This is a genomic window from Bradyrhizobium cedriense (assembly GCF_054602315.1).
Window position 1 is genome coordinate 416,223 of the sequence record NZ_JBTSWB010000002.1, and the last position, 23,241, is coordinate 439,463.

Consider the following 23,241-nt stretch of genomic DNA (forward strand, 5'->3'; position numbering starts at 1 on the left):
CGGGGCCCGGCCCGGCGGTTGTCCGGGCCGGATCGTCGCCCGGCCCGTCCAAAGACACGGAAATGGTTTCGATTTCAACGGGGCGCCATGCATCGCCTCCATGCGCGGGGCGATGCGGGAACCTCAGCGCTTGCCGGGGATGCGGATCGCGAACGGCTTCAGCAGCTCGGCGCAGATGAGATAGATCACCACGAGACCGGCGATGCCGGCCATCATCAGCGGCGGCGGCGCGACGAAGCCGAACCAGCTCCCGACCGGCGTGAACGGCAGCACCATCGCGACCACAAGGGCGATCAGCGAGGATGCCGCCAGCACGGGATCTGGCCAGTTGTGCCACGGCCGCCCGTAGGTGCGGATGACGAAGATCACCAGGATCTGCGTCGCCATGGATTCGACGAACCAGGCGGTGCGGAATTCCTCGGGCGAGGCCTTGAACAGGTACAGCAGCGCCACGAAGGTCAGCACGTCGAACACGGAGGATAGCGGTCCCATGATCGCGGCAAAGCGCACCAGGCGCGACATGCTCCAGACCTGCGGCCGTGCGGTCGCCTGCGGTCCGACGCGGTCGAAGGGGATGCCGAGCTCGGAGAGGTCGTAGAGCAGGTTGTTGAGCAGGATCTGCGTCGGCAGCATCGGCAGGAACGGCAGCGCGATCGAGGCCGCCGCCATCGACAGCATGTTGCCGAAATTCGAGCTGGCGCCCATGCGGACATATTTGAGGATGTTGGCAAAGGTGCGCCGTCCCTCCTCGACACCGTCGGCGACGACTTCGAGATCGGACGCGAGCAGGATCATGTCGGCGGCGGCCTGCGCCACGCCGGTCGCTCCGTCCACCGACAGGCCGACATCGGCGACCTTCAGCGCCGGCGCGTCGTTGATGCCGTCGCCGAGAAAGCCGACCACCTCGCCGCCGGCCTGGAGCGCCTTGACGATGCGCGACTTCTGGTCCGGCGCGAGCCGGCCGAAGGCATCGGCGGACCGCACCTGCACGGCAAGCGCGTCATCGCTGAGTTCGGCAATGTCGGCGCCCGACAGCACACGCTCCGCGTTCAGACCGACCAGGCTCGCGAGCCGCTTCACCACCACGGGATCGTCCCCCGACAGGATCTTCAGGCTCACGCCGCTCGCCGCGAGCCGGGCGATGGCGGCGGCGGCCGTCGGCTTCGGCGGATCGTCAAAGGCGCAAAACCCCTCGAAGACGAGATCGGTTTCGTCCTCGGTCTCGACCTCACGCAACGCGCCGGTCCAGGCCCGCGAGGCGATGGCTACGCTGCGCAGGCCTTCGGTCGCGAGCGCGTGCACGCGGGCCATCGCAGCCTCGCGCACTGCCTCGTCCATGCGGCACAAGGCAAGCACGGCCTCCGGTGCGCCCTTGACGATCAGCCGCGCGCTCTCCGGGCCGATCGCGAGCACCGAGCCGAGCCTGCGCGAGAAGTCGAACGCCTGCCGTCCGGCCAGCGTCCAGCCGTCGGCGGCGCCCGGCCGGCCGGCGACCAGCGCGGCATCGAGCGATCCCCGGTCGCCGCCGAGCGAGGCGGCGACCGCGCCGAGCCGCGCGGCGCGCGGGGCGTCCTCGCCGGCGGCATCGACGCTTCGCGCCAGCGTGATCTCCGCCGAGGTCAGCGTGCCTGTCTTGTCCGTACACAGCACCGACATCGCGCCGAGATCGTGGATCGCGGTGAGCCGCTTGACGATCACCTTGCGTCGGGCCATGCGCAGCGCGCCGCGCGACAGCGTCACCGTGGTGATCATCGGCAGGAGTTCCGGTGTCAGTCCGACCGCGAGTGCGACGGCGAACAATAGCGAGTCCAGCACCGGGCGGCCGAGCACCACGCGCACGGTCAGGACGATCAGCACGAGCGCCAGCGTGGCGCGCGCCACGACGAGGCCGAATTCGCGCAGATCACGCTCGAACGGGGAGGGCGCCTGGGCTTCCGCCAGCGCCGAGGCCGCCGCTCCGAAGACGGTGTCGCGGCCGGTCCGGACCACCAGCGCAAAGGCCTCGCCGGTCTGTGCGACGGCGCCGCGGAACAATGCGTTCGAACGATCATCGGGATCGGTCGCCGCGCCGGCGTGCTTGGCGACCGGGTAGGGCTCACCCGTGAGCGCCGCCTCGCCGGCGGTGAAGGCCGTGCTCTCCAGGATCAGCGCGTCGGCCGGAATGATGTCGCCGGACCGGACGCGCACGAGGTCGCCGGGCACGATGTGATCGACGTCGATGTCGCGGAAGACGCCGTCGCGCTTCACTTCGGCCTTGAGCGCCACCGAACGGCGGAGAATCTCGGCGGCACGGACCGCATGGCCTTCCTGGACCGTGTCGAGCCCAATCGAGAGCGTCAGGATCAGGACGATGATCAGCCCGCCGATTTCGTCGCCGGTCAGCATCGAAACCAGGCCAGCGACCAGCAGGATCAGCGAGAGCGGCTCGAGCAGGCGGCGCAGGATGGCGCGCGCCGCGCCTTCGATGCGCGGCGGCGCGTCGCTGTTCGGCCCGAACCGGTCGATGCGCTCTGCAGCCTCGGCCGAGGTCAGGCCGGCGAGGCCGCAGCCCAGATGGCTGGCGAGCTCTGCGGGAGAGCGACGCCAGAAATAGGGTTCGGCACGCGTTTCACAGTCCGGCAAGCGAAACTCTCGGTTCGAGGGCATCTGCCGGGAGGCAATGCATTCAGACTCGGCGTAACCACTTGACCTAGAACAATCCCGTTTTCCGAACGCACGCTAGCGTCGCATCCAGTCACCCGGTCATGCCGGGGCGTCGAAATCGCAACTGGGATCCGCCGGCAGGCCCGGCGCGCATGGCGTTGTCATGGCCGAGCAAACCTTCGTCCTGCCGCAGCACAAGCGACGGTTTTCCGTCGCGACGCTATGGACAGGATTCCTCAGTCACAAATGGTTCATCCTGGCCCTGGCGGTGTTACTGGCGCTGGGCGCCTGGCAGGGCGTGCGCGCGATCCTGGGGCCGGCCATCGTCGTCGACAAGGTCGCACGGGGACGCCTGCTCGAGACCGTGGTGGCGAGCGGCCATGTCGAAACGCCTTACCGCGTCGAGATCGGCAGTCAGCTCACCGGTACGGTGCAGGATGTGCTGGTCCATCAGGGCGAGAAGGTCGTCAAGGGCCAGCCGCTGATCGCGCTGGAATCGCGCGAGCTCAAGGCCAGTGTGGTGCAGGCGCAGGGCGCGGTGGCCCAGGCCGAGGCGCGTATCCGCCAGCTCCAAGAGCTGACCCTGCCTTCGGCGCAGCAGGCGCTGACGCAGGCCAGGGCGACGCTGCTCAATGCCCAGCAGACCTATGACCGCACCGCCCAGCTTGAGCGCAATGGCTATGCGACGCGCGCTGCGCTCGACGACGCCCAGAAGACCCTCGACGTCGCCCGCGCCCAGATGCGCTCCGCCGAGTTTCAGGTGTACACCGCAAGCCCCGGCGGCAGCGACTATGTGATGGCCCAGACGCTGCTCAATCAGGCCCGCGCCAATCTCGACACCGCCGAATCCCGCCTCGACTACGCCACCATCGTCGCCCCCCGCGATGGCGTCCTGATCACCCGCAATGTCGAGCGCGGCACCGTGGTGCAGCCCGGCAAGACCCTGCTGGTGCTGGCCCCGGCGGGCGATGCCCAGCTCGTGCTGCAGATCGACGAGCGCAATCTCGGCAGGATCGCACTCGGCCAGAAGGCGATCGCCTCGGCCGACGCCTATCCGGACCGGCGCTTCGGTGCCGCCATCACCTACATCAATCCTGGCATCGACATTTCGCGCGCCTCGGTCGAGGTGAAGCTGACCGTCGCCGATCCGCCGGACTATCTGCGCCAGGACATGACCGTGTCGGTCGATATCGAGACGGCCGCGAAGGACGACGCGCTGGTGCTGCCGCTCCGCGCCGTGCACGACATCCTGTCCGGCAATCCCTGGGTGCTCGGTATCAAGGACGGCCGCGCCGTGCAGCGGCCGGTGAAGGTCGGCCTGCGCGGCAACAGCCATGTCGAGATCACCAATGGTCTTGGTGCCGGCGACCTGGCCATCCCGCAGAGTTCCGGCATCCTCGCCGGCCAACGCCTGCGTCCCGTCCTGCAATGAACCACTGGCTGCCGATCGAGTGGACCATGGCGGTGCGCTTCCTGCGCGAGGGGCGGCTCCAGACCATCTTCATCATCGGCGGCATCGCGATCGGCGTCGGCGTCATCGTGTTCATGTCGGCGATGCTGGCGGGGCTGCAGGCCAATTTCATCAAGCGCGTGCTGACATCGCAGCCGCAGATCCAGCTGCTGGCGCCGGACCAGGTCGCGCGTCCGCTCCGCAACGCGCCCGGCGAGATCGAGGACGCGGCGGTGCAGCGTCCGAGCCAGCGGGTGATCTCGATCGATCAATGGCCGAAGATCAGGGTCCAGATGCAGGCCATGCCCGAGGTGGTCGCGGTTTCGCCGACGATTCTCGGCTCGGTGCTCGCGATCCGCGGCGACGCCAGCCGTTCGGTCAATCTGTCGGGCGTCGAGCCGGACTCTTATTTCAAGATCGTCAGGGTGCCGGACTACATCGTCGCGGGCGATGCGCGCCTGACCAGCGAAGACGTCATCATCGGCATCGAGCTCGCCAGGGATCTCGGCGCCACAGTCGGCGACAAGCTCAATATCCGGGCCGCGTCCGGTGCGACGCGCGTGCTCACCATCTCCGGCCTCGTCGACCTCGGCAACAAGAGCGTCAACCAGCGCGTCTGCTATGTCGCGCTGCGCACCGGGCAGTCGCTGCTCAGCATGATCGGCGGCGTCACCACCATCGACATCACCGTCACCGACATCTACGCGGCGGAGGAGATCGCCCAACGCATCCAGGCCGCCAACGTGGTCGAGGCGGAGAGCTGGATCAAGACCAATGCGCAGTTCTTCAGCGCGGTGCGGGCCCAGCAGAACACCAACACCTTGATCCGCATCTTCGTCGGGCTGTCGGTCGCCTTCGGCATCGCGGCGGTGCTGGTGGTCTCGGTCATCCAGCGCTCCAAGGACATCGGCATCCTGCGCGCGATGGGCACGTCGCGCGGCAAGGTGCTGCGCGTGTTCCTGATCCAGGGCGGGCTGCTCGGCTTCGTCGGCTCGCTGTTCGGCGCAGCGTTGGGTGCGGCCGCGCTGGTCTATTGGCATTCGGTGGCGCGGCAGGCCGACGGCACCGAACTGTTTCCGCTCGTGATGGAGCGCACCCTGTTCGTCTACACCGCGCTGCTCGCCACCGTCACGGGACTGCTCGCGGCAATGGCGCCGGCGGTGCGCGCCGCCAAGCTCGATCCGGTGGTGGCGATCCGTGGCTAGCGAAATCCTCAGGCTCGAGAAGGTCTGCAAGGCCTACAATGTCGGTCAGCCGAACCAGACCGAGGTGCTGCACGATATCGACCTCGAGCTCGATCATGGCGAGTTCCTCGCACTGATCGGCCCCTCCGGCTCGGGCAAGAGCACGCTGCTCAACATCGTCGGCCTGCTCGACCGGCCGACCTCGGGCCGGCTCCTGATCAAGGGTCAGGACACCGCCGCGCTCGGCGATGCCGAGATCACGCATCTGCGCGGTCACACCATCGGCTTCGTGTTCCAGCACCATCTCCTGATCTCGGCCTTCACCGCGCGGGAGAACGTCATGATGCCCATGCTCGTCGACCACGGCTTTCCGAACGAGGAGATCGAGGCCCGGGCGGACCGGCTGCTGGCGCAGATCGGGCTGGAGAGATTCGCCGGCAATCTCGCCAACAACATGTCGGGCGGCCAGCAGCAGCGGGTGGCGGTGGCGCGCGCGCTCGCCATGAGGCCCGACCTCGTGCTGGCGGACGAGCCGACGGGCAATCTCGACACCCGGTCGGCGGATGCCGTGTTCGAGCTGATGCGGCAGGTCAATCGGGACAGCGGGACGAGTTTCCTCCTCGTCACTCACAATATGGACCTGGCGCGGCGCTGCGACCGCATCATCGAAGTGGTCGACGGCCGCATCCGCGCCTGAGGACGCGGAGAACTCCGGCGAGGGGGGGATTTTAAGGGGAAATCAAAGGCTTGGGTCCGGCTTTGGGCCCCGAAAAAGCCCCGTTCTTGCTTGCCTAGAGGGGCTGCTTCCTTTATCCGGTTGGCTGCCTTGCGTGCGAGCGGCTGCGGCCGACGATTGGGCTGGGCGCAGGCATGACCCGGAAGAGTGGGCACCGGTTTTCCGCGAGGATCATGCCCGAGAGACAGATTGAATAGGATTACCCGCGAATGGCCAACGTTGTCGTCGTCGGCGCCCAGTGGGGCGACGAAGGGAAGGGCAAGATCGTCGACTGGTTGTCGGAACAGGCCGACATCGTCGTCCGCTTCCAGGGCGGCCATAACGCCGGCCACACGCTGGTGATCAACGGCAAGACCTACAAGCTCGCGCTGCTGCCCTCCGGCGTGCTGCGCGAGGGCAAGCTGTCCGTGATCGGCAACGGCGTGGTGTTCGATCCCTCCGCCTTCCTCGACGAGGTCACCAGGCTGAGGTCACAGGGCGTTGCGGTCTCTCCGGACAATCTGCGCGTCGCCGAGAACGTCACGCTGATCCTGCCGCTGCACCGCGAGCTCGATGCGCATCGCGAATCGGCCAATGCGGCGACTGCGATCGGCACCACCCGCCGCGGCATCGGTCCTGCCTATGAGGACAAGGTCGGCCGCCGCGCCATCCGCCTGATGGATCTCGCCGACCTCGATACGCTTCCGCACAAGATCGACCGGCTCCTTGCCCACCACAATGCATTGCGCCGCGGGCTCAATTTGCCGGAGTTCGACGGCAAGGATATCCTGAAGGAACTGACCGCGCTGGCGCCGCAGCTCTTGCCTTACGCCGAGACGGTGTGGCGGCTGCTCGACATCAAGCGGCGCGAAGGCAAGCGCATGCTGTTCGAGGGCGCCCAGGGTGCGCTGCTCGACGTCGACCACGGCACCTATCCTTACGTCACCTCGTCCAACACGGTGGCGGCGCAGGCCGCGACCGGCGCCGGCCTCGGCCCGGGCGCGGTGGGCTACGTGCTCGGCCTGTGCAAGGCCTACACGACCCGGGTCGGGCAGGGTCCGTTTCCGACCGAGCAGGACAACGAGATCGGCCGCAAGATCGGCGAGCGCGGCCGCGAATTCGGCACCAACACCGGCCGTCCCCGCCGCTGCGGCTGGTTCGACGCCGTGCTGGTCCGTCAGGCGGTCCGGACCTGCGGCATCAACGGACTGGCGCTGACCAAGCTCGACATCCTCGACGGCTTCGATTCGATCGAGGTCTGCACCGGCTACAAGCTCGACGGCAAGGAGATCGACCATTTCCCGGCGGGCGAGGGCGCCCAGGCACGGGTTGAGCCGATCTATGAGACCATCGAGGGCTGGAAGGAGCCGACCGCCAATGCGCGGTCCTGGGCCGACCTGCCGGCCCAGGCCATCAAATATGTCCGGCGGATCGAGGAATTGGTAGGGTGCCCGGTCGCCCTGCTTTCCACCAGCCCCGAACGCGAGGATACTATCCTGGTGCAAAATCCGTTTGAGGCTTAACGATCTCTTACCAGGACGCGGATATAGTTGAGTTGAAATGGCTGATTACTATCCGCTGATCGCCCGCGCTATTGCCGCCCTGGACCCCAACGCTCCCGGCGAAAGCCGTCGCGCGCTCTATGAGCGGGCGCGGACGGCGTTGATCGCGCAGCTTCGCAGCGTGCAGCCGCCGCTTTCCGAATCCGAGATCACGCGCGAGCGGCTCTCTCTGGAAGAGGCTGTCCGCAAGGTCGAATCGGAGGCCGCCCAGCGCGCCCGCGAGGCCTCGCGTCCCGGTGGCGGCGCCCGCTCCGGCAGCAGCGGCGATGCCTTCCGCCGGGCCAGCACCCGCGCCGCGGAAGGCAACGCCCCCGCATCGCAGCCGGCCCCGCCGCGCACGCGACCGGCACCTCCGCCGCCGCGCGCCGACCGCCCGTCCTTCAATGTCGATGACCAGGGCGAGGCCCCGCGTCCGCCGCGCGCTCCCCGTTTCGATGCCACGCGCCAGTCCGGACCTCCCGCCCCGCCGCCGACGCCGGAGCCGCCGGCCGGGCGCGACCGCGCGGGCGCCCGCCGTCCGCCCGACCTCGGACCCCCGCCACCCCCGGCACCGGGCGTACGCGGCTTCCGGGACATCACGGCCGACGCCAATGATCTCGGCGGCGCTGCCGCGCAGGCCAGCCGCGCCGCGCGCCGCACCTATGCCAACGTGCCCTCGCCCTCGCCGGAATTCGACCGGCTCGAGCCGAGCCTGGAAAACCGCGCCGGCGAGGCCGAGGCGCCCTATTCCTACGACGAATCGGTCGATGAGGCCGAGCGCTACGCGCCCCAGCCGCAGCCGTCTTCGCCGCGTCCGCGCATCGCGCCCGAACGCGATGCCAAGAAGCGCGCCCGCACCGGCTCGGCCTTCCCGTTCAAAAGCGCGATCGCCGTCGGCATCGTGCTGATCCTGGTCGGCGCCGGCATTCTCTGGGGCAAGCAGCTGGTCCAGACCGTCAACGGCTTTCTCAAGCCGTCCGCAACCCAGGTGGTGGAAACGCCGACTCCGGCGCAGCCGCAGACCAAGCCGAAGATTCCCGATCGCGTCGGCCAGCCTTCCGCGAGCGACCAGCCGGTCGCGCCGGTGGCGCAGAAGGTCGTGCTCTATGACGAGGATCCGTCCGACCCGAAGGGCAAGCAGTATGTCGGCTCGGTGGTGTGGCGGCTCGAGCAGATCAAGGCGTCGGGCAACCAGAAGGCCGACGTCGCGGTGCGCGCCGACATCGAGATCCCCGACCGCAAGTTCAAGATGACGATGTCGTTCCGCCGCAACACCGATTCCTCGCTGCCGGCGAGCCACACCGCGGAATTGACCTTCATCCTGCCGCCGGATTTTCCGGGCGGCAGTGTCTCCAACGTGCCGGGCATCCTGATGAAGTCGAACGAGCAGGCGCGCGGCACGCCGCTCGCCGGCCTCGCGGTCAAGGTCACCGACGGCTTCTTCCTGGTCGGCCTCTCCAATGTCGATGCCGACCGCGCCCGCAACGTCCAGCTCCTGAAGGAGCGTTCCTGGTTCGACGTGCCCCTGGTCTACGCCAACCAGCGCCGCGCCATCATCGCCATCGAGAAGGGCGCCCCCGGCGAGCGCGCCTTCAACGACGCGTTCGCGCAGTGGGGCGATTGAGTTAGGCGGCCACTACTTCCGTCATCCCGCGGCACGCGAGGCACGAGCTATGATGCGCAATTGCGCATCTGAGAATCCATCGTGCAGCGCGTGACGTCGAGAAATGGATTCCGGGTTCGGTGCTGCGCACCGCCCCGGAATGACACCCCATATGGTCACTACCGCGCCGAAGCTTCCCGCTTGCGCGATGCTGCTGCGGCCGCGTGCTCGCGGTCCATCACGGCGCGGCAGCCGGGGCTGACCTGTGCCTTGTTGCGGACCATGCAGGCGGTGATGCGCGGGATATCCGGGATTTCACTAGAGCACAGCCGCATCGCATCGCCCGAGCACATCTGCTGTGCTTCGGACGAGAAGGCGAGGCCAGGTGATGTCTGGAGTGCGAGGCTGGTGACGGCGAGAGCGAAGAGCGAAGCGATCGTCTGATGGCGTGTCATGTGGAATGGGTCCCCGATTTCCCGTGGGCTTGAGCCGCTTGGTTTTGGGGCGCCGCACGCGGTTTGATCTGCCGCATGTCACAGCCTTCACGCCGGGAACTTTGATCCCGCATGTGGTCGCTCGATTTCTTGATGCTCGAATCGAAAAGTGCTGCGCCGCCCGAGCGAAGTATGCGCCATTGTCTCGGACCTGCAATGGTCAGTGCAAAGGAATTCGCAATTGTTGCGCGCGAGTCACGTCGCGTGCGATCACATCAGCCGGTCGGAGGATGGGCTCGCTGGTTCCGCGTCGCTCGCGCCGAGTGATGCGGCATGCTCCTCGACGGCGGTGACGCCCTTGGCGGTGAGTTCGAACAGATCGCCGTCCTTCATCACGTAACCATCGGCGATCAATTGTCCCACCTTGCCTTGCCGGTCGTCGGCGAAGGCGACGGATTGGCTGATATCCCGGAGGATGGAGAGTTGTTCGTCGCGTAACATCGCTTCACGCTCCATTCGCCGGGATGGTGCCGGTCCTCACATGCCGTGGCTCTGAAACACCTTGCTGCAGGACTTCGACAGCTTGGCGCGATTGGATTGCAGGCAACCCTGGACGGCCATGTCGTTGCCGAGGTCCTTGCGGCAGAAGCGCTGCGCGTCCCGCGAGCAGGCCTTCTGCTCCTGCGGCGTGCCCATGTGGCCCTGGGCGAAAGCAGGCCCGTCCGACAGACCGGTCAGGGTTGCCAGCGTGATCGTCGCCAGGAGAAGTTTGCGGGCCATCGGCGCTCCAGTTGCCAGAGGTCAATTCAGGTCCTCCATGAACTCGTCGCCTTGCCACTTGTTCCCCTCAAGCTGGCTGCGCCCCCGCTGTTCAAAGTTCCCACAGCGCTGCTATAACGAGGCAAAGTGTGAGGTTGCGCGATGAAACGCTATCTGGTGTTTGCCCTGGTCGGCCCGTTCGTCGGCGGGTTCCTGTTGCTGCTGACGACGACCTACCAGTCCGGCTATTGGGCCCAGACCAATCTTGGCGAGGTCGGCAAGCTGTTCGCGGTGTTCTTCAAGACCTTGCAATACAGCTATCTGTTCGGTTTCCTTCCCGCGCTGATGATCGGCGCGGTCGACGACATCCTGCTTCACATCCGCCGGATCGGCCCGGGCCTGCGGATGCTCCTGGTCGGCCTGTTCGCCTTCGCGCTGGCCTCGCTCACCTACAGTTCGCGCGGGCCGGATTCGGGCGCTCTGCAGTTCATCCTGTATGGCCTCGTCGGGTTCGTGCCGGCGGTGATTTCATCCTGGCTCGTGCATCGGTACGTCGAGGAGCCGCAAGCAGCGGCGGCGCCGACCTGACGCGCGGCATTCGATCGCGGCAGCAACCTCCGCCGCCGCGGCGCGTTGTCCGGAGACCATGACCATGTCCGACGACGACATCCTTGCTCCGCGCAGATCCCGTACGGGGAGCGGCTCCCGCGCGACCTCTTCCGGCAGCCGGGCGAGCGGACCGATCATCGACCAGGAAGGCCACGAGATCAGGCCCGAAAGCCTGGAGCAGGGATTTCGCGAGTTTCGCTTCGAGTTCGGGCAAGCCAGCCCGTTCGCCAATCTGACGCGCGAGCAACGGATCGCGCGTCTCGAGGCGATCGCAAAGCTGCTCGACGTCGCCTTCATCCTGCCCGGCACCAACATCCGCTACGGCATCGACGGGCTGATCGGCCTGATCCCCGTGGTCGGCGACATCATCACCACGGCGATCTCGCTGTGGCTGGTGCGCGAGGCCCGCTCGCTGGGGGCGCCATGGCACATCACCGCGCGCATGCTCGGCAATGTCGCGCTCGACGGCGTGGTCGGTCTGGTGCCGTTCGCGGGCGACGCTTTCGACCTCATGTTCCGCGCCAACATGCGCAACGTGCGCCTGCTGCGCCGCTGGCTGGAGAAGCAGCCGCGGATTTGATCTTAAGCGTCCGCGTCAGTGCAGCTCTCGCGCCTGCGGGGAAAACCAAAACGCAGAAAGCGCGACGACCTTTCGGCCATCGCGCTTTCTGCGCACATCGGAGGCTTGCGGAAAACTTTACGCCGCGTCGGCGTCGGTCTCGGCGGCCGGCGCCGGCTTGGGCCGACGGGGCAATGGGAAGGCTTCGCTCTCGTACAGCGAGCGGATGCCGTTCTGATCGAAGCGCGCTTCCTCGACCTGCAGATAGGCGCCGTTCAGCGAATCCGTCGGCAACTGCTCCATCGCGAACTGCACGGCCTCGGCTGCGGTGCCGAACCGGCGATAGGTGAAGCCTGCACGCTTCTTCTTGCGGATCGCAGCGGGGAAGAGTTCGGCGGACGTGTTGAAGTTGAACGGACGCAGTGGACGCATGGTCAAAGACCTCGTGATCTTCTCTGGGGCTTTAAGCGCGTGGGGTTGGGGAAGGGCAGAGGCCGCAATCCAGCGGGCCCGCCGCATGTCATTGTCGCTCTCTAATATAGGCCGATTTGACAAAATTGCGACCCCCGCGATGCGAGATGATGAATCCGCGCATGGCAGCTACGCAGGGGCTATAAGTCTAGCATTATCAATCGGTTATATGCCTAAAGCTTGCCAATAAGCATTAGCGCGACCAGCACCACGAGGACGACCCCGCCAATTCCCATGCCGGAATGGCCCATGCCATAGCCATAACCGCCCAGGCGGCCGGACAGGCCCCCAAGCAGGTAGATGATCACGAGGATGATCAGGATGGTTCCGAGCGACATGGCGTCCCTCCCTGGCGGCCGTACAATCGAACGATCGGCCGCACCGCCAGACGAGAAAAGCACATCGCGTGGCCGGGTTCCATGTAGGAACCCGGCACTGCGTGCCGTTTATTTCGGCTCCAGCTTCAACGCCGCCGAGTTGATGCAATAGCGCAGGCCCGTCGGCCCGGGACCATCGGGGAAGACATGGCCGAGATGACCGCTGCATTTGGAGCAGAGCACCTCGGTGCGGATCATGCCGTGGCTCATATCTCGCTCCTCGTCGATATGGCTCTCGACCGCCGGCTGGGTGAAGCTCGGCCAGCCGCAGCCGGAATCGAACTTGGCGTCGGACGCGAACAGCACATTGCCGCACCCGGCGCAGATATAGGTGCCGGCGCGCTCCTCGTGCTCATACTCGCCCGAGAAGGGACGCTCGGTCGCCTTCTCGCGCAGCACGGCGTACTGCATCGGCGTCAATTCGCGCCGCCACTGCTCTTCGCTCTTGATGACCTTGTCGTCCGTGATCTTCGTCTTGGTGTCGGGCATGGGTCTCCCGTTTCTCTCTTGCGATCAGTTGGTGGCCTTGCTGGCATTCACCAGCGTCGGCTTTTCAATGTAGTTGTCCGCGAACAGCTTTTTCAGGTTCTCGACCTTCGGGATGTCGTTATAGGCGATGTAGGGCTGGTTCGGGTGCAGCGTCAGATAGTCCTGGTGATAGGTTTCCGCCGGATAGAACGCCTCGAGCGCGCCGAGCTTGGTCACGATCGGCTTCTTGAAGACCTTGGCCGCGTTGAGCTGGGCGATATAGGCCTCCGCCACCTTCTTCTGCTCGTCGGAGGTGGTGAAGATCGCCGAGCGATATTGCGGGCCGACGTCGGGGCCCTGGCGGTTGAGCTGGGTCGGGTCGTGCACCACCGAGAAGTAGATCTGAAGGATCTTGCCGTAGGAGATTTTCTTCGGGTCGTACTTGATCTCGACCGACTCGGCGTGCTCGGTGCGGCCGCTCGAGACGGCCCTGTAATCGGCCGTCGCCTTGGTACCCCCGGCATAGCCGGAGACCGCGTTGACGACGCCGGCGGTGTGCTGGAAGACGCCTTGCACGCCCCAGAAGCAACCGCCCGCGAGGACGGCGGTCTGGATGCCGCTCGCGGGCGCGGCGTCCACGGCGGGGGCGGGGATCACGACCGCATCCTCCGCGGCCCGGGAGGGCATCGTGAAAGCCAGCGTCAGGGCGGTGGTTGCGGCGAGCAGGAAGGCGAGGGCGGTTCGGCGCATGGCAATCCTCTTTCGGAAGGGCTGACAGTCTAGGGCGGTCGGGACCGGGCGAACAGCCTGCCCGGCCGAGCTTTCGCAACATCCGAGATACGGATCCACCCGCCGATTGTTACGCCGGGGCGGACACGAGTCCGTGAGAAGGCCAGGAATGGCGCGGCGACGGTGCGGCTTGGCGAGATGCGGAACTCCGCGCTAGATGAGCCGGCACGATCGACCATAAGAAATGGTGGCTGGAGCTGACCTGACAACATGCTGCGCGTCGTACTCCTGATCCTTGCCGCCCTCGCCGGCGGCACGTCGATTGCCGAGGCCGATCCCCAAGCCGGAGACGATCTCGCCATTTGCCGCGACCGCCAGGCGGAGGCGCAGGCCCGTGCCATGGCCTGCGACAATCTGCTGAACGCCGACCGCGTCGCCGGCAAGGACAAGGCGATCGCGCTGTCCGTGCGCGGCACGACGCTGCTCAACAAGCGTGACTACGTGCACGCGATCGAGGTTCTATCCACGGCGCTCGACCTCGATCCCGACTATGCCGTGGCGCTCAATCTGCGCGGCCTCGCCCATGAGCGCAGCGGGCAGGACGACCTCGCGATGGCCGACTATGATCTCGCGCTGCAGAAGCGTCCGGCCTACGGCGTTCCCTACAACAACCGCGGCTTCATCCAGCTGCGACGGGGCGCTCTGCAAAGCGCGATCGACGATTTCAGCCTGTCGATCAAGTACACGCCCAAATTCCTGCTCGCCTGGACCAACCGAGCGCGCGTGCGCACGCTGACGAAGGATTTCGACGGCGCGCTCGCCGATTTCGCGGAGGCCGAGAAGATCGATCCGGCCGCGCCGCAGATCGCCGGCAACCGCTGCGTCACTTACGGCATGATGGGAAAGTTCGACAAGGCCGTTGCCGACTGCAACCGCCTCATCGAGCAGCAGCCGAAGAACGTGTTCGCGATCAACAACCGCGCCGACGTCAACATGATGAAAGGCGACCTCGAGGCCGCGCTGAAGGATTACAACACGGCGATCCAGATCAACCCGAACAATGTCCGCGCGCATTCCGGCCGCGGCCAGATTTACGAGCGCAGGAAGGATATCGCCCAGGCGCGCGCCGACTACCGCGCCGCGGCCTATTCGCTGACGAGGTTCGACGAGATCGACGTTGCGCGCGCCCGCGCCATCGCACAGGAGCGGCTCGCCGCGCTGTCGGCGCAAGCACCGGGCGGCGCGCCGGCCGGGCGCCGCGTCGCGCTGGTGATCGGCAACGGCGCCTACAAGAACGTCCACGCCCTGCCCAATCCGCCGCGCGATTCCAGATTGATCGCCAGTGTGCTGCGCGACGTCGGCTTCCAGACCGTGATCTCCGTCAACGACCTCACCCGCGACAAGTTCTTTGCAGCGTTGCAGACCTTTGCCACAGAGGCGGAAAAGGCCGATTGGGCGGTGGTCTATTACGCCGGCCACGGTTTCGAGATCGGCGGGGTGAACTACCTCGTTCCGGTCGACGCCAAGCTCGCGGCCGACAGGGACGCCGAGACCCAGGCGGTTGCCCTGGAGCAGGTGATCGCCGCGGTCGGCGCCGCGCGAAAGATGCGGCTCGTGGTGCTGGACGCCTGTCGCGACAATCCGTTCGCGCCGGCCATGCAGCGCACCTTGTCGCTCAAGCTGGTCGATAGGGGCTTTTCCAACATCGAGCCCGGTGCCGGCTTCATGGTGGTCTACGCCGCCAAGCATGGCGAGACCGCGATGGACGGCGACGGCAGCGCCAACAGCCCGTTCGCGACCGCGCTGGCCCGCGAGATCAGGCAGCCGCGCGTCGAGATCAGAAAGCTGTTCGACATCATTCGCGACGACGTCTGGGCCGCGACGAAGCACGCGCAGCAGCCGTTCACATATGGCTCGCCGCCGGGAAGAGAGGACTTCTACTTCGTGGCGGGGAAGTGAAGCGGCCGCGTTCGTAGCCCGCGCAGCCGCTTCGCTGCGTCCCTCATGCCAGTGAATTGAACCAGTCGAACGCCGTCGGCTGCCCGTTCAGAATGGCCGCCTCGCCATAGAGGCTCGACAGGAACGTGCCGCGATGGCTTGCGCCATTGACCGGAACGCCCACCGCGAAATGTCCGCCGGCGGCGATTGCGGGCCGCACCAGCCGTGGATGCAACGCCTCGTCCGCCAGCCCGTAATAGAACCTGATCGGGGAATTGTAATCCCAGAAGGTCGCGTTGTTGGCGCCGAGGCGGCGCTGGAGAGCGCTATTTGTGTCGCTGGTGAAGCGATCGAAGAAGCCATCGACGAGGAAGTCGCCGGCGGGAGGAATGCTCTTCGCGACCTCGCCTTCGAGGCTGTAATCGGACCAGTACTTTTCCGCGAACGTCTGGTATTGCGGCTTGATCGCCGACTTGAACAGGTCGCTCAGCCCATAATAGCGCCGATAACTGCCGAGGAGGACGATCATGCAAGGCGTAATCCAGGCCGGCGGCATCGGATAGGAGCTCTCCGAGGCCGGAATGTAGGCCGCGGGGTTCGTCCAATAATGGAAGCTGTCGGCGAGATCGTTGAACGGACTCTGTGTCGCAGTCGCCCGCACCTTGATGCCGCGGCGTTGCAGCTCCTGCTTCAGCCACTGCGTGTTCAGAGCGCCTTGCGACCATCCGTTCAGGAACAGAGATGATGGGCGCAGGCCCAACTTGCGCAGCTCGAGCTGTCCCGCCCTCAATATGTCGAGGCAGCACTGCACGGTCGCACCCTTCACGGCATAGGCTTCGCTCCGGCCATTGCGATAGGGGCCCTTGCCGACATAGTCGGCCGCGATGATTGCGTAGCCGTTGCCGGCGAAGCGCTGGATGTTGAACAAGGTCTCGATCGAATCGAAATTGTCGCGCAGCTCGTATGTCTCGTCGCCCAGACGCAGCAGGTTCGAGGGGACCTGGTCGAACGAGAGGATCGTGCCGTGCTGCCATGACAACACCGGAAGGGCGCCGCGCGCGTCCGCCGGAACGGCGAGCAGGCCGCTGACCTTGACGCGTTCTCCCGTCTCCGGGACGCGCGTGAAGGTGACGATGCGCCTCAGCTCCACGTCATGGCGCGCCGCATATCTGTCCGCAAAGCTCGCCGGCAGAATATTGCCTTCGTTGAAGACGGCATAGAATTTTGCCGCCAGCGTGTTGAGCCGCTCCTTCGAGACGCGCACCGACGCGTCCGGCGCCGCAAGGGCCATCCCCGGAGTCGTGGCCGACAGCGCGAGTGAACCGGCTGCCGCGCTCGCCGACTTCAGGAAACCGCGACGGCTCACTGTGTAATCATCGAGATAGGTATCGGAATGCTCAGGTGTCGTCGCGCGCGCAGCCATATGTTCCGCTCCGATGCAGGTAACATACCGATACGAGGCAAAACCTAGCGCGCGGTGAACGCAGCTCGGCGAAGCGGATCACCGGGAAACGAGAGCTACACCACCACGCTGAGCCGTTTCGCCGCCCGCGTGATGCCGGTATAGAGCCACCTCGCCCTGGAGTCCTGAAACGCGAAGCTCTCGTCGAACAGCACGACGTCGTCCCATTGTGAGCCCTGCGACTTGTGCACGGTCAGCACGTAGCCGTAGTCGAATTCGTCATAGGGCTTGCGCTGCTCCCAGGCGATCTGCTCGACGCCGCCCTCGAAGCAATCGGCGCGCACCGAGACCTTCGTCACCTTGTGGCCGAAATCCTCGTCCGGCGACAGCCGCATGCTAAGGATGCGCGATTTCGAGCGCGAGGTGTTGCGCGACTTCACACGCCATAGCCCGCCGTTGAACAGGCCCTTCTTGCGGTTGTTGCGCAGGCACACCAGCTTGTCTCCGGCGACGGGAAAGGCGTCCTCGATGTTCTGCCGCTGGCGCACGCGCATGTTGTAGGCGCGCCTTGTGTTGTTGCGGCCGACCAGGATCTGGTCGGCGCCCATGACGCGGTCGGGATCGAGCTCTTTCCGCGACACCACCTCGCTCTCGCCGTAGCGGCCGATGTCGAGCTCGCGTCCCTCGCGGACGTCCATCGACATCCGCACGATCGGATCGTCCTGGGCCTGGCGGTGCACCTCGGTCAGCATCGCATCCGGCTCGGAATTGGTGAAGAAGCCGCCGCCCTGGATCGGCGGTAGCTGTGCGGGATCGCCGAGCACCAGCAGCGGACAGTCGAACGACATCAGGTCGCGGCCGAGTTCGGCGTCGACCATCGAGCATTCGTCGATCACGATCAGCTTCGCCTTCGATGCCGGCGCGTCGTCCCACAATTCGAAGCTCGGCTGCTCCTCGCCGGATTCGCGGGCACGGTAGATCAGCGAGTGGATGGTGGAGGCGCCGTCGCAGCCCTTGTTGCGCATGACCAGCGCGGCCTTGCCGGTGAAGGCGGCGAACTTCACCTCGCCGTCGACTCCGTCGGCGATGTGCCGCGCCAGCGTGGTCTTGCCGGTGCCGGCAAAGCCGAACAGGCGGAACACCGGCGGCGTGCCGTTTCGGCCCGGCTTGGACTTGAGCCAGTCGCCGACGGCCTTGAGCGCGGCGTCCTGATGCGGGGTGAAGGAGGGCATGTCTGTCTTGAGAAGGGAACCGGCGATTCGCCGCTTCCCGGAAACTAACCATTGCGGCCGGCCGTTCAAGCGGCGGTCAGGCCGTCCTGCCGGTCCTAGAGCATGATCCGGAAAAGTGCGCAGCGGTTTTCCGAAAAGATCATGCTCAAACAACAACCTAAAGCGCGATGACGATTCATCCTAAACTCATCGCGCTTGAGGCTATTTGTCGATCCGGTCGTGCAGCTGCCAGAATCGCAGTGTGCGCTCGGCCGTCGCGGGGGACAGCTTGGCGAAATCCGTGCCCGCGAGCTTCAGGGTGGCCTCGTCGATGCGGTACTTGGCCGGACGATTGCAGAGGATTTTTTCGACCGTGGGCCAGCCGAGGCCTGCCGATTTGCAGGGGATCAGCACGAGATCGGCACGCGGCCCTTCCAGAACCTTCGCCATCAGCTCGGTCGGCGCGCTGTTGTTGAGAAGCCCGAGCGCAGCGGCAACCTCGTCGAATCTCTTGGTTTCCGCGAACCGGGCGATGGCGGCGTCGTTGAGTTCGTTGAGGCCCTTCATCCGCTTGACGGCCGCTTCAGCCAGGCTGAAATCCCGCTTCGGCTCTGGCGGCGCCGCCTTGCTGGTGATCGCGGCGAGGATGCGCTTGATCTCGGCCTGGAGCTCCGGCGGGGCGATGGTCGCAAGGCGCGCGCGCACTGCCTCGGTCGCGCGCTGCAGCAGGTCGCGGAGATACTTGAGGGGAAGATCGATGCGCAGGCCGAGCGATTCGGCGAGCGTTTCGTCGGCTTCCGCGTGCGCGATCATGCCGCCATAGCCTTCCTCGGAAAAGCGGGCCGTCGTGTTGTCGGCAAGACGGCGGATGACCTTGCGCTCGCCGCGCTCGACCAGGACGTCCGTGACGACCTCCGGCAGGTCGGCGCGGCCGGAAATGGCGAACAGGTGATCTTGCCCCTTGGCTTTCGCGATCTCCACCAGCGTCGGGGTGCTCAGGCGATTGGACTCGGTCAGCACCTTGCCCGCGACGGCGATCTCGTCGTCCCAGGCGAGGCGTTCGAGCACGCCGGCAGGTGCATAATCCAGTGGCGCCAGACGATCGCCAAGCTCGGCCCTGACGCGACTTTCCACCCGCGTCACCAGATGCGAGAGCACATGATCGAAGACCTCGACCTGATCGTCGCTGAGGCGCTGCCCCTGGTCGAGAAACAGGTCCGTGACCCGTCGCAAGGTCTCGATCCGCTTGGCCGAGGAGCCGTTACGGACGGCATCTTCGAGCTCGTCGATGATGGAATTCGTCTGCTGCTGCATCATGCTGTTCTGGCCACCGCAGTAGGACTTGGGACAGCTTCCGTCGCGAGCATGATCGGCCCTGTGGTTTAACTAGGGGATAACGGAATGGTATGATGAAACTACCGAATGGAACTTTCGCTATCAGAATTCGGCATATCTGGCGTTGTCCGCTCGCCGCGCCCCGGCGAGCGGTGTGCCAGGAGCGAAGCTTACTGCCAGCCCGGAACGCCGCGCATGTCGGGCAGCTGGTGGGCAATGCCCTTGTGGCAGTCGATGCAGGTCTTTTCCTTGGTGAACAGGAAACGCTGGTGCGCCACCGACGCCCGCGGCGACTGCTTGGTGATGTCCATGGAATCGGCGCTGTGGCAGTTGCGGCATTCCAGCGAGTCGTTGGCCTTGAAGCGCGCCCATTCGTGCGCCGCCAGTTCGAGGCGGTGATCCTGAAATTTCTCCCTCGTGTCGATGGTGCCGAAGATCTTGCCCCAGACCTCCTTGGAGGCCTGCATCTTGCGCGCGATCTTGTCGGTCCAGTTGTGCGGCACGTGGCAATCCGGGCAGGTCGCACGCACGCCGGAACGGTTGCTGAAGTGGACGGTCGATTTCAGCTCGGCGTAGACGTTGTCCTTCATCTCGTGGCAGCCGGTGCAGAACTTCTCGGTGTTGGTCAATTCCAGCGCCGTGTTGAAGCCGCCCCAGAAGATCACGCCGGCAACGAAACCGGCCAGCACCAGGGTGCCGAGAGCGAACACCGAGCTCGGCCGGGTCAGCACCTGCCAGAGCTCCAGGGCAAAGTCCCAGCTCCGCGCCAGGACGCCGCGCTTGGCCTTCAGCTCGGCATTGGGCTCGTCAGCGGTCGTGGTCATCGGCGCCCACCGGGACTTGCGCGCGACAGCAGCGTGTCGATGTCGATGAAGTCGTTGCTGACGGGCGGGTTGGCGGTGTTCTGCGGCACGTGGCATTCCGTGCAGAAGAAGCGCCGCGGCGAGACCGAGCCCAGGAACTGGCCGTCACGGTCCATGAAGTGCGTGATCGAAACCATGGGCGCCTGGGATTCCGCGGTGCGCGCCCGCGCATGGCAGGACAGGCACTTGTTGCCGTTGAGATCGACCTGGTAGCCGTCGATCGCATGCGGGATCACCGGCGGCTGCTCCGGATAGTTGCGCACCTCCCTCTCCGAGGTGTTGCGGTTCGGCAGCATCGGCGGCGCCGGACCCTCGTCGTCGAGCGGGGTCGGGCCGCGCAGGCCGGACGTCACCGTCTGCGCGGTCAACGAGCTCGCGCCAGCCGCGATCACGAGGGCGAGCAGGACGATTGCGGTTCGTTTCATCATGACATGCTCACCCGCTCGATGCGCACGGCGCATTTCTTGAAGTCGGTCTGCAGCGAGATCGGATCGGTGGCGTCGAGCGTCACCTTGTTGATCAGCTTGGATTCGTCGAACCAGGGCACGAACACCAGGCCGCGCGGCGGCCGGTCGCGGCCGCGCGTCTCGACGCGGGCACGGATGAAGCCGCGGCGGGAGACCACCTTCACCTCGTCGCCGCGGCGGAGCTTGGCTTCCTGCGCATCGTCGGGATGCATGAAGCAGACGGCTTCGGGAAAGGCCTTGTAGAGCTCGGGCACGCGCCGCGTCATGGTGCCGGAATGCCAGTGCTCGAGCACGCGGCCGGTCGACAGCCAGAACGGATATTCCTTGTCGGGCGATTCCGCCGGCGGCTCGTAGGGCAGCGCGAAGATGCGCGCCTTGCCGTCGGCATGGCCGTAGAACTGCACGTCCGTGCCCTGCTTGACGTAGGGATCGCTGCCCTCGCGGAAACGCCACTTCGTTTCCTGGCCGTTGACGACCGGCCAGCGCAGGCCGCGCTCGCGGTGATAGGTCTCGAACGGCGCGAGGTCGTGGCCGTGGCCGCGCCCGAACTGGGCATATTCCTCGAACAGGCCCTTGTGGACGTAGAAGCCGAACGCCTTGGATTCGTCGTTGGCATAGCCGGGCTCGATCTCCGAGACCGGAAACTTGTCGACCTGGCCGTTCCTGTAGAGCACGTCGAACAGCGTCTTGCCGCGGTATTCCGGCTTCTTGGCGATCAGCTCCTCCGGCCAGACCTCCTCGATCTTGAAGCGCTTGGAGAACTCCATGAGCTGCCAGAGATCGGACTTCGATTCGCCGGGCGCGGGGACGAGCTGGTGCCAGAACTGGGTGCGCCGCTCGGCGTTGCCATAGGCGCCTTCCTTTTCCACCCACATCGCGGTCGGCAGGATCAGGTCTGCGGCGAGTGCGGTGACCGAGGGATAGGCATCCGAGACCACGATGAAATTGTCGGGGTTGCGGAAGCCCGGATAGGTCTCCTCGTTGATGTTGGGGCCGGCCTGGAGGTTGTTGTTGACCTGCACCCAATAGGCGTTGATCAGGCCGTCCTTCAGCATGCGGCTTTGCAGCACGGCGTGGGCGCCGTTCTTGTCGGGGATGGTGCCCTCGGGCAGCTGCCAGATGTGCTCGGCCTTGGTGCGATGCGCCTTGTTGGTCACGACCATGTCGGCGGGCAGGCGGTGCGAGAAGGTGCCGACCTCGCGCGCCGTGCCGCACGCCGAAGGCTGGCCGGTGAGCGAGAACGGGCTGTTGCCGGGCGAGGAGATCTTCCCGGTCAGAAGATGGATGTTGTAGACGAGGTTGTTGCACCAGACGCCGCGGGTGTGCTGGTTGAAGCCCATGGTCCAGAACGAGACCACTTTCGTCTTTGGATCCGCGTAGAGCTCGGCGAGGGCTTCGAGACGGTTGAGCGGCACGCCCGACATTTCGGCGGCCTTCTCCAGCGTGTACTCCGAGACGAACTTGACGAACTCGTCATAGCTCATGTCGGTAGCGTCGTTGGGTTTCGCCGCGCCCGTCGCCTTCTTCTGCAGCGGATGCTCGGGCCGCAGGCCATAACCGATGTCGGTCTGGCCGCGCTTGAACACGGTGTGCCTGGCGACGAAGTCCTTGTTGACGCGGCCGGTCTTGATGATGTGATTGGCGATGGCGTTGAGGAGGTAGAGGTCGGTCTGCGGCTTGAACACCATGCCGATGTCGGCGAGATCGAACGAGCGATGCTCGAAGGTCGAGAGCACGGCGACGCGGACATGCGGCGCAGAAAGACGGCGGTCGGCCAGGCGCGTCCACAGGATCGGGTGCATCTCCGCCATGTTGGAGCCCCACAGCACGAAGGCGTCGGTGGCCTCGATGTCGTCGTAGCAGCCCGGCGGCTCGTCGATGCCGAAGGTGCGCATCATGCCGGCGACGGCCGAGGCCATGCAGTGGCGCGCATTGGGATCGATGTTGTTGGTGCGGAAGCCGGCCTTGAACAGTTTCGAGGCGGCGTAGCCTTCCCAGATCGTCCACTGCCCGGAGCCGAACATGGCGACGCCGTTCGGCCCGCGCTTCTTGATCGCCTCCTTCCACTTCAGCTCCATGATGTCGAAGGCTTCGGTCCAGGTCACGGGCGTGAACTCGCCGTTCTTGTCGTACTTGCCGCCGCTCTTGCGCAGCATCGGCTGCATCAGGCGGTCGTGGCCGTACATGATCTTGGAGAGGAAGTAGCCCTTGACGCAGTTGAGGCCGCGATTGACCTCGGACTTGGTGTCGCCATGGGTGGCGACCACGCGGTTCTCCTTGGTCGCGACCATCACCGAGCAGCCGGTGCCGCAGAAGCGGCACGCGGCCTTGTCCCACTTCATTTCGGTAACGTTCCGCTCGGCGACGAGATTGGCGGCGAGTGCCGGAGCGGGGATGCCTGCGGCGGCGGCCGCGATCGCGGCCGCCTCCAGTTTCAGCATCTGGCGGCGGTCGAGCTTGGGCGCTGTCATGACGGCTCTTCC

The 23,241-nt window shown here is 65.9% G+C and carries 22 protein-coding genes; 8 read left to right on the plus strand and 14 right to left on the minus strand.

What is annotated here, in order from left to right; translation table 11 throughout:
• Positions 1–123 precede the first annotated feature (123 nt).
• Positions 124–2,622, minus strand: a complete 2,499-nt coding sequence (gene mgtA, locus ACYCVF_RS08270; protein ID WP_459603127.1) for a magnesium-translocating P-type ATPase — start codon at positions 2,620–2,622, stop codon at positions 124–126.
• Between the two features lie 184 nt (positions 2,623–2,806).
• Between mgtA and ACYCVF_RS08275 the strand changes: the two genes are divergently transcribed.
• The 5 genes from ACYCVF_RS08275 to ACYCVF_RS08295 all read left to right on the plus strand — a co-directional run bounded on the left by ACYCVF_RS08275 (position 2,807) and on the right by ACYCVF_RS08295 (position 9,157).
• On the plus strand, positions 2,807–4,075 hold the full coding sequence (locus tag ACYCVF_RS08275; RefSeq protein ID WP_459603125.1) for an efflux RND transporter periplasmic adaptor subunit: 1,269 nt from the start codon (positions 2,807–2,809) through the stop codon (positions 4,073–4,075).
• Positions 4,072–5,298 carry an ABC transporter permease gene (locus ACYCVF_RS08280; RefSeq protein WP_459603123.1) on the plus strand — a complete coding sequence of 409 codons (1,227 nt, stop codon included), beginning with the start codon at positions 4,072–4,074 and terminating at the stop codon, positions 5,296–5,298. The genes ACYCVF_RS08275 and ACYCVF_RS08280 overlap by 4 nt, the downstream gene beginning before the upstream one ends.
• Complete coding sequence (locus ACYCVF_RS08285; RefSeq protein ID WP_459603121.1) at positions 5,291–5,974, plus strand: ABC transporter ATP-binding protein; 684 nt, start codon at positions 5,291–5,293, stop codon at positions 5,972–5,974. Before ACYCVF_RS08280 ends, ACYCVF_RS08285 begins: the two co-directional genes overlap by 8 nt.
• Before the next feature lie 248 nt (positions 5,975–6,222).
• On the plus strand, positions 6,223–7,515 hold the full coding sequence (locus ACYCVF_RS08290) for an adenylosuccinate synthase (RefSeq protein WP_459603119.1): 1,293 nt from the start codon (positions 6,223–6,225) through the stop codon (positions 7,513–7,515).
• Between the two features lie 37 nt (positions 7,516–7,552).
• Positions 7,553–9,157, plus strand: a complete 1,605-nt coding sequence (locus ACYCVF_RS08295; RefSeq protein ID WP_459603117.1) for a hypothetical protein — start codon at positions 7,553–7,555, stop codon at positions 9,155–9,157.
• 158 nt (positions 9,158–9,315) lie between these two features.
• Here the strand turns inward: ACYCVF_RS08295 and ACYCVF_RS08300 are convergent, their stop codons facing one another.
• The 3 genes from ACYCVF_RS08300 to ACYCVF_RS08310 form a co-directional block, all read right to left on the minus strand.
• Positions 9,316–9,591, minus strand: coding sequence for a hypothetical protein (locus ACYCVF_RS08300; protein ID WP_459603115.1), 276 nt, complete (start codon positions 9,589–9,591; stop codon positions 9,316–9,318).
• 249 nt (positions 9,592–9,840) lie between these two features.
• Positions 9,841–10,086 (minus strand): hypothetical protein, encoded by a 246-nt coding sequence (locus ACYCVF_RS08305; protein WP_459603113.1) that lies wholly within the window; start codon positions 10,084–10,086, stop codon positions 9,841–9,843.
• 21 nt (positions 10,087–10,107) lie between these two features.
• A complete protein-coding gene (locus tag ACYCVF_RS08310; protein WP_459603111.1) occupies positions 10,108–10,350 on the minus strand; it encodes a hypothetical protein in 243 nt (80 codons plus the stop codon).
• Positions 10,351–10,491: 141 nt separating this feature from the next.
• Between ACYCVF_RS08310 and ACYCVF_RS08315 the strand changes: the two genes are divergently transcribed.
• Positions 10,492–10,917: a DUF5413 family protein gene (locus ACYCVF_RS08315; RefSeq protein ID WP_459603109.1), complete on the plus strand. Its 426-nt coding sequence runs from the start codon at positions 10,492–10,494 to the stop codon at positions 10,915–10,917.
• Positions 10,918–10,975: 58 nt separating this feature from the next.
• A complete protein-coding gene (locus tag ACYCVF_RS08320; RefSeq protein WP_459603107.1) occupies positions 10,976–11,518 on the plus strand; it encodes a DUF4112 domain-containing protein in 543 nt (180 codons plus the stop codon).
• Positions 11,519–11,635: 117 nt separating this feature from the next.
• On the opposite strand, the gene ACYCVF_RS08325 is transcribed toward ACYCVF_RS08320, so the two are convergent.
• The 4 genes from ACYCVF_RS08325 to msrA form a co-directional block, all read right to left on the minus strand.
• The gene (locus ACYCVF_RS08325) at positions 11,636–11,929 is read right to left on the minus strand and encodes a hypothetical protein (protein WP_027560969.1); all 294 of its coding nucleotides are present in this window, start codon (positions 11,927–11,929) and stop codon (positions 11,636–11,638) included.
• Between the two features lie 212 nt (positions 11,930–12,141).
• Positions 12,142–12,306 (minus strand): DUF3309 family protein, encoded by a 165-nt coding sequence (locus ACYCVF_RS08330; protein WP_459603104.1) that lies wholly within the window; start codon positions 12,304–12,306, stop codon positions 12,142–12,144.
• Between the two features lie 108 nt (positions 12,307–12,414).
• Positions 12,415–12,834, minus strand: coding sequence for a peptide-methionine (R)-S-oxide reductase MsrB (gene msrB, locus ACYCVF_RS08335; RefSeq protein WP_459603102.1), 420 nt, complete (start codon positions 12,832–12,834; stop codon positions 12,415–12,417).
• Positions 12,835–12,858: 24 nt separating this feature from the next.
• Entirely contained in the window at positions 12,859–13,563 is a 705-nt protein-coding gene (gene msrA / locus ACYCVF_RS08340) for a peptide-methionine (S)-S-oxide reductase MsrA (RefSeq protein ID WP_459603100.1), read from the minus strand.
• A gap of 249 nt (positions 13,564–13,812) precedes the next feature.
• On the opposite strand from msrA, the gene ACYCVF_RS08345 reads away from it, so the two are divergent.
• Complete coding sequence (locus ACYCVF_RS08345) at positions 13,813–15,501, plus strand: tetratricopeptide repeat protein (protein ID WP_459603098.1); 1,689 nt, start codon at positions 13,813–13,815, stop codon at positions 15,499–15,501.
• A gap of 43 nt (positions 15,502–15,544) precedes the next feature.
• Here the strand turns inward: ACYCVF_RS08345 and ACYCVF_RS08350 are convergent, their stop codons facing one another.
• The 6 genes from ACYCVF_RS08350 to napA all read right to left on the minus strand — a co-directional run bounded on the left by ACYCVF_RS08350 (position 15,545) and on the right by napA (position 23,229).
• Positions 15,545–16,903 carry a twin-arginine translocation signal domain-containing protein gene (locus tag ACYCVF_RS08350; protein WP_459603096.1) on the minus strand — a complete coding sequence of 453 codons (1,359 nt, stop codon included), beginning with the start codon at positions 16,901–16,903 and terminating at the stop codon, positions 15,545–15,547.
• 95 nt (positions 16,904–16,998) lie between these two features.
• A complete protein-coding gene (locus ACYCVF_RS08355) occupies positions 16,999–18,114 on the minus strand; it encodes an ATP-dependent DNA helicase (protein ID WP_459603094.1) in 1,116 nt (371 codons plus the stop codon).
• 201 nt (positions 18,115–18,315) lie between these two features.
• The gene (locus tag ACYCVF_RS08360) at positions 18,316–19,407 is read right to left on the minus strand and encodes a DUF2336 domain-containing protein (protein WP_459603092.1); all 1,092 of its coding nucleotides are present in this window, start codon (positions 19,405–19,407) and stop codon (positions 18,316–18,318) included.
• Between the two features lie 191 nt (positions 19,408–19,598).
• Positions 19,599–20,252 (minus strand): NapC/NirT family cytochrome c, encoded by a 654-nt coding sequence (locus ACYCVF_RS08365; protein WP_459603090.1) that lies wholly within the window; start codon positions 20,250–20,252, stop codon positions 19,599–19,601.
• Positions 20,249–20,719, minus strand: coding sequence for a nitrate reductase cytochrome c-type subunit (locus tag ACYCVF_RS08370; protein ID WP_459603088.1), 471 nt, complete (start codon positions 20,717–20,719; stop codon positions 20,249–20,251). The genes ACYCVF_RS08365 and ACYCVF_RS08370 overlap by 4 nt, the downstream gene beginning before the upstream one ends.
• Positions 20,716–23,229, minus strand: a complete 2,514-nt coding sequence (napA, locus tag ACYCVF_RS08375; protein WP_459603086.1) for a nitrate reductase catalytic subunit NapA — start codon at positions 23,227–23,229, stop codon at positions 20,716–20,718. The genes ACYCVF_RS08370 and napA overlap by 4 nt, the downstream gene beginning before the upstream one ends.
• Between the last annotated feature and the right edge of the window lie 12 nt (positions 23,230–23,241).

What these genes read in the sequence shown, in the direction of transcription:
- ACYCVF_RS08295 (WP_459603117.1), top strand. Translation starts at nt 7,553, where the DNA reads ATGGCTGATTACTATCCGCTGATCGCCCGCGCTATTGCCGCCCTGGAC.
- ACYCVF_RS08345 (WP_459603098.1), top strand. Translation starts at nt 13,813, where the DNA reads ATGCTGCGCGTCGTACTCCTGATCCTTGCCGCCCTCGCCGGCGGCACG.
- ACYCVF_RS08315 (WP_459603109.1), top strand. Translation starts at nt 10,492, where the DNA reads ATGAAACGCTATCTGGTGTTTGCCCTGGTCGGCCCGTTCGTCGGCGGG.
- ACYCVF_RS08330 (WP_459603104.1), bottom strand. Translation starts at nt 12,306, where the DNA reads ATGTCGCTCGGAACCATCCTGATCATCCTCGTGATCATCTACCTGCTT.
- msrA (WP_459603100.1), bottom strand. Translation starts at nt 13,563, where the DNA reads ATGCGCCGAACCGCCCTCGCCTTCCTGCTCGCCGCAACCACCGCCCTG.
- ACYCVF_RS08360 (WP_459603092.1), bottom strand. Translation starts at nt 19,407, where the DNA reads ATGCAGCAGCAGACGAATTCCATCATCGACGAGCTCGAAGATGCCGTC.
- ACYCVF_RS08280 (WP_459603123.1), top strand. Translation starts at nt 4,072, where the DNA reads ATGAACCACTGGCTGCCGATCGAGTGGACCATGGCGGTGCGCTTCCTG.
- msrB (WP_459603102.1), bottom strand. Translation starts at nt 12,834, where the DNA reads ATGCCCGACACCAAGACGAAGATCACGGACGACAAGGTCATCAAGAGC.
- ACYCVF_RS08290 (WP_459603119.1), top strand. Translation starts at nt 6,223, where the DNA reads ATGGCCAACGTTGTCGTCGTCGGCGCCCAGTGGGGCGACGAAGGGAAG.
- ACYCVF_RS08365 (WP_459603090.1), bottom strand. Translation starts at nt 20,252, where the DNA reads ATGACCACGACCGCTGACGAGCCCAATGCCGAGCTGAAGGCCAAGCGC.
- ACYCVF_RS08300 (WP_459603115.1), bottom strand. Translation starts at nt 9,591, where the DNA reads ATGACACGCCATCAGACGATCGCTTCGCTCTTCGCTCTCGCCGTCACC.
- ACYCVF_RS08355 (WP_459603094.1), bottom strand. Translation starts at nt 18,114, where the DNA reads ATGCCCTCCTTCACCCCGCATCAGGACGCCGCGCTCAAGGCCGTCGGC.
- ACYCVF_RS08350 (WP_459603096.1), bottom strand. Translation starts at nt 16,903, where the DNA reads ATGGCTGCGCGCGCGACGACACCTGAGCATTCCGATACCTATCTCGAT.
- ACYCVF_RS08310 (WP_459603111.1), bottom strand. Translation starts at nt 10,350, where the DNA reads ATGGCCCGCAAACTTCTCCTGGCGACGATCACGCTGGCAACCCTGACC.
- ACYCVF_RS08305 (WP_459603113.1), bottom strand. Translation starts at nt 10,086, where the DNA reads ATGGAGCGTGAAGCGATGTTACGCGACGAACAACTCTCCATCCTCCGG.
- napA (WP_459603086.1), bottom strand. Translation starts at nt 23,229, where the DNA reads ATGACAGCGCCCAAGCTCGACCGCCGCCAGATGCTGAAACTGGAGGCG.
- ACYCVF_RS08370 (WP_459603088.1), bottom strand. Translation starts at nt 20,719, where the DNA reads ATGATGAAACGAACCGCAATCGTCCTGCTCGCCCTCGTGATCGCGGCT.
- ACYCVF_RS08325 (WP_027560969.1), bottom strand. Translation starts at nt 11,929, where the DNA reads ATGCGTCCACTGCGTCCGTTCAACTTCAACACGTCCGCCGAACTCTTC.
- ACYCVF_RS08275 (WP_459603125.1), top strand. Translation starts at nt 2,807, where the DNA reads ATGGCCGAGCAAACCTTCGTCCTGCCGCAGCACAAGCGACGGTTTTCC.
- ACYCVF_RS08320 (WP_459603107.1), top strand. Translation starts at nt 10,976, where the DNA reads ATGACCATGTCCGACGACGACATCCTTGCTCCGCGCAGATCCCGTACG.